5 protein-coding genes are annotated in these 4,742 nt (G+C 66.7%); 2 read left to right on the plus strand and 3 right to left on the minus strand.

What is annotated here, in order from left to right:
* Positions 1–531 (plus strand): serine hydrolase (locus ACLQI9_RS22565; protein WP_442392226.1); only part of this gene is annotated, 531 nt, incomplete at its 5' end.
* Here ACLQI9_RS22565 and ACLQI9_RS22570 read toward each other — a convergent pair.
* Genes ACLQI9_RS22570 through ACLQI9_RS22580 form a run of 3 tightly spaced genes read right to left on the minus strand, consistent with a single transcriptional unit; the run spans position 517 to position 4,386 of the window.
* Positions 517–2,067: an acetolactate synthase large subunit gene (locus tag ACLQI9_RS22570; protein WP_442383779.1), complete on the minus strand. Its 1,551-nt coding sequence runs from the start codon at positions 2,065–2,067 to the stop codon at positions 517–519. The genes ACLQI9_RS22565 and ACLQI9_RS22570 overlap by 15 nt on opposite strands.
* A 19-nt stretch (positions 2,068–2,086) precedes the next feature.
* Positions 2,087–2,740 carry a fructosamine kinase family protein gene (locus ACLQI9_RS22575; protein ID WP_442383777.1) on the minus strand — a complete coding sequence of 218 codons (654 nt, stop codon included), beginning with the start codon at positions 2,738–2,740 and terminating at the stop codon, positions 2,087–2,089.
* Positions 2,737–4,386 (minus strand): acyl-CoA synthetase, encoded by a 1,650-nt coding sequence (locus tag ACLQI9_RS22580; RefSeq protein WP_442392227.1) that lies wholly within the window; start codon positions 4,384–4,386, stop codon positions 2,737–2,739. The genes ACLQI9_RS22575 and ACLQI9_RS22580 overlap by 4 nt, the downstream gene beginning before the upstream one ends.
* A gap of 34 nt (positions 4,387–4,420) precedes the next feature.
* Here ACLQI9_RS22580 and ACLQI9_RS22585 point away from each other — a divergent pair.
* Positions 4,421–4,742 (plus strand): enoyl-CoA hydratase-related protein (locus ACLQI9_RS22585; RefSeq protein ID WP_442392228.1); only part of this gene is annotated, 322 nt, incomplete at its 3' end.

The raw sequence follows: 4,742 nt of genomic DNA on the forward strand, positions 1-4,742 counted from the left end.
GCAGGGGTGGATAGCGGCGAGCTTGCCGCTCAGACGATTACGCAATCCGACAATACCGCCGCCGAGGAGCTGTGGTCGCGGCTCGGGGACCCGGCCCAGGCGGCACAGCAGGTGCAAACTGTCATCCACGACGCCGGCGACACAACCACTGTGGTCGAGTCAAGGCGACTTCGCCCCGGCTACACCGCATTCGGTCAAACGCACTGGTCCCTGGCCCGGCAGGCGGAGTTCGCCGCCCGGCTGCCGTGCATTCCCGACGCTTCGCCTGTCGTCGAATTAATGCACAACCTCACCACGGACCATCGCTGGGGTCTGGCCGCCAAAGGCTTTGCCGCCAAAGGCGGTTGGGGTCCCGGGATAGGCGGCGACTACCTGGTCCGGCAATTCGCGATCGTACCGACCGGGGCCGGGCATGTCGGCGTCGCGCTGGTGGCCCAGGTCCACGACGGCGTGTTCGAGACGGGAATCGATGTCCTCAACGATCTGACCGACTGGCTCGTCGACCACCTTGCCGAGCTAACCGAGGATTGACGGCACCACGGCGTCGATCAGGTGCGGACCCGGCTCGGCGAAGGCCGTGCGCAGGGCATCGGCGAACTCCTGGGCGGTGGTGACACGCCGCGCCGGAACCCCCATGCCCTCGGCGATCTTGACGAAATCCATTCTGGGACGGGATAAATCAAGCAGATCAAGCGCTTTGGGGCCCGGAGCCGAACCGGCGCCGACTCGCTGCAGCTCGATCCTCAGAATGTCGTAGGCGCCGTTGTTGTAGATCACCGTGGTCACGTTCAGGTTTTCCCGCGCCTGAGTCCACAGACCGGAAATCGTGTACATCGCCGATCCGTCGGATTCCAAACACAACACCGGCCGGTCGGGCGCGGCGACCGCTGCGCCCACGGCGGCCGGGATGCCGAACCCGATAGCGCCGCCGGTCAGCGTCAGCCAGTCATGTCTGGGCGCACCGGCCGTTGCCGCCGTCAGCGGCACACTCGACGTGTTGGACTCGTCGACAACGATCGCCCGCTCCGGCATCAGCGCGCCGATCGCGTCGGCCACCGACACAGCGGACAACGCACCGGTCGGCAACTGCGGACGCGATGCGGGCGCCACCGGCGCGGTGCTGCCCGGTGCCAGCTCATCGGCCAACGCGACCAATGCATCGGCCGCGCCGGTATGCTCGGCGAGCACGTGCACTTCGCAGCCGGCGGGCACCAGGTCGCTGGGCTTGCCGGGGTAGGCGAAGAACGAGACCGGCGACGTGGCGCCGGCCAGCACCAGATGCTTGGCGCCGTCGAGCTGGGCCGTGGCAGCCTCAGCGAAGTATGCAAGCCGGTCGACGGCTGGAACGCCGGCCCCGCGCTCCAGCCGGGCCGGGAAGGTCTCGCACAGCAAGCGAGCGCCGGTGGCCGCGGCGATCCGCGCGGCCGCGGTCAGCCCGACGCCGCGGGTGGCGTCTCCGCCGATCATCATCACCGTGGGCTCGCCCGACCGCAGCAGCTCCCTCACCTCGGGCGCCAGCAGCGGGTCGGCACCCGTTGGCTGCGCCGGCAACGCCGAGGCGGGCTGGGCTCCGTCGGACCAGGACACGTCCGCCGGCAGCATCAACGTCGCGATCTGCGAGCCGGACCGGCTGGCGGCGATCGCCTCGGCGGCATCGCCGGCGACGTCGGAAGTGTCAGCCGTCCGGCGCACCCATCCCGACACGCTGCCGGCGAGCGCATCGATGTCGGATTCCAATGGGGCGTCGTACTTCTTGTGATACGTGGCGTGGTCGCCGACCACCACCACCACCGGGACGTGGGCGCGACGAGCGTTGTGCAAGTTGGCCAGACCATTGCCCAGCCCCGGGCCCAGATGCAACAGCACCGCCGCTGGTCGCTCCGCGATGCGCGCATAGCCATCGGCCGCGCCGGTGGCTATGCCTTCGAAAAGCACTAGCACGCCGCGCATTTGCGGAACCGCGTCCAGCGCGGCCACGAAGTGCATCTCCGAGGTACCTGGGTTGGCGAAGCACACGTCGACGTCGCCGTCGACCAGGGTATTGATTAGGGCCTGGGCACCGTTCACGCTTCGACTGTAGACGCGGCTAGACTGCCAGCGCGGTGCGGGCGGCGTCATGCGTCTGCTGCGCATACCCGCCGCCGAACAGTGCGAGCATCGCCAAATCGGTCTCACGGTGACCACCGTGCGCCGCCGGATCGATCAGGACCACCCCGTCGGGCGTCCACATCATGTTGCCGCTCCACAAATCGCCGTGCAGCCGGGCGGGATGGTCATCGTCGTCGAAGTCGCCCGCTCGGCAACGGGCCGCGACGGAGTCGATCGCGGCTCGGGTCGAAGCGCAGAGCCGCGGCGCCGCGAGGTCGGCCATCGGGGCCAGCCGCTCGTCGGCGTAGAAGTCGCCCCACCCTCGGTGCGGTCGCAGCGACATCGGCAATGGCTGCGACGGGGGCCTTCCGGGCCCGAAGAACCCGGGCCCGTCCCAACCGTCGGGCCCGGCGCCGAACGCCGCGGCGCCCGCGTCGTGCGTCACGGCCAGTCGGCGGCCGAACTCGTATGCCGATTCGCGGCCCGGAGCTACCGAATCAAGCCGCTGCAGGGTCAGGCTGCTCGCGTCCACCGAAACAACCCGCGCGCAGGGCACACCGCCGTCGACACCCGAAAGCCATCGCAGCCCAGCGGCTTCGCAAGCAAAGAAGCCGTTGGGCGCGTTCGCGTTACGTTTGACGAAGTCGGTCACGCAGTGACGTGAGCGGCATGCACATCGTCGGCCGGGCGCACTTCAGTCTGCTCCTTGGCCCAGCGGTAGTCGGGTTTCCCGGCCGGTGAGCGCTTCACTTCGTCGACCAACCAAAGGCTGCGTGGCACTTTGTATCCCGCGATCTCGGCGCGCACGAAACTGTCCAGCTCCGACAGCGTCGGCCGGGAACCAGGCCGGGCCTGCACCACGGCGGCGACATGCTGGCCATAACGGGCGTCGGGCACGCCGACCACCAACGCGTCGAAGACGTCGGGATGGCCCTTGAGCGCCGCCTCGACCTCCTCGGGGTAGATCTTCTCGCCGCCGCTGTTGATCGACACCGAGCCGCGGCCGAGCATGGTGACGGTGCCGTCCTGCTCGACCTGCGCGTAGTCACCCGGAATGGCGTAGCGCACGCCATTGATGGTCTTGAACGTCTCGGCGGTCTTCTTCTCGTCCTTGTAGTAGCCGACCGGGATGTTGCCCTTCTTGGCGATGAAGCCGCGCGCGCCGGACCCGGGCTTCACCTCGTTGCCGTCCTCGTCGAGCACGACGGTGCGGTGGTCGATGGTCACTCGTGGCCCGCCGCTGTGCGGCGCACCCGCTGCGACGATGCTGGTGCCGCCAAATCCGGTCTCCGAGGAGCCAATTGAGTCCGTGATAACCCGGTTGGGCAGCAGCTCCAGCAGTTTCTCCTTGATGCTCGGTGAGAACAGCGCCGCGGTGCTGGCGAGCAAGAACAGTGACGACAGGTCGTAATCGTTGTCCTTGTTGAGCGCGTCGAGCAACGGCCGCGCCATGGCGTCACCGGTGAAGAACAGCAGGTTCACCTTGTGCTCATGAATGGTGCGCCACACCTCTTCGGCGTCGAATTCCGGTGCCAGCACGGTGGTTTGGCCCGAGAAGATCGACATCCAGGTCGCGGATTGGGTGGCGCCGTGGATCATTGGCGGAATCGGGTAACGGATCATCGGCGGATTGGCGGCGGCGGCCTTGGCCAGGTCGTACTCGTCCTTGACGAATTCGCCTGTGGCAAAGTCGGTTCCACCGAACAGCACCCGGTAGATGTCCTCGTGGCGCCACATCACGCCCTTGGGGAAGCCGGTGGTACCACCGGTGTAGAGCAGGTAGATGTCGTCGCCGCTGCGTTCGCCGAAGTCGCGTTCCGGCGAGCCCTGCGCGATCGCCGAGTAGAACTCGACGCCGCCGTAGCTCTGGTAGGCGCTGTCTTCAACGTCGGAGCCGTCCTCGACGACGAGGATCGTCTTGACGTTGGGGGTGTCCGGCAGCACGTTGGCGACCCGGTCGGAGTACTGGCGCTCGTGAACCAGCGCAACCATGTCGGAGTTGTCGAACAGGTAGCGAAGCTCGCCTTCGACGTACCGGTAGTTGACGTTGACGAGGATGGCGCCGGCCTTGACGATGCCAAGCATCGCGATGACGATCTCGATGCGGTTGCGGCAGTACAGTCCGACCTTGTCGTCCTTCTTCACGCCCTGATCGATCAGGTAGTGCGCGAGGCGGTTGGCCTTCTCCTCCAATTGGGCGTAGGTCAACTGCTCGTCGCCGCAGATAAGGGCTATACGGTCGGGCACAGCGTCGATGGTGTGCTCAGCAAGATCGGCAATATTCAGGGCCACGGCCACCAAACTAGAACGTGTTACATTTCTTGACAAGCTCATGCCCAATGTCGAGGGAAAGGCGGTAGCCGTGGCTCAGGCGCCAGCAAACGAGAAATCCGGACCCGACGCCCTGGTGGAGCAGCGCGGTCACACCCTGATCGTCACGTTGAACCGGCCGCACGCCCGCAACGCGCTGAGCACCGAGATGATGGAAATCATGGTGCAGGCCTGGGACCGCGTCGACAACGATGACGACATCCGATGCTGCATCCTGACCGGGGCCGGTGGATACTTCTGCTCCGGAATGGACCTCAAGACAGCAACCAAGAAACCGCCGGGTGACTCGTTCAAGGACGGCAGCTACGACCCGTCGCGCATCG

It is taken from the genome of Mycobacterium sp., from assembly GCF_052143115.1.
GTDB lineage: Bacteria > Actinomycetota > Actinomycetes > Mycobacteriales > Mycobacteriaceae > Mycobacterium.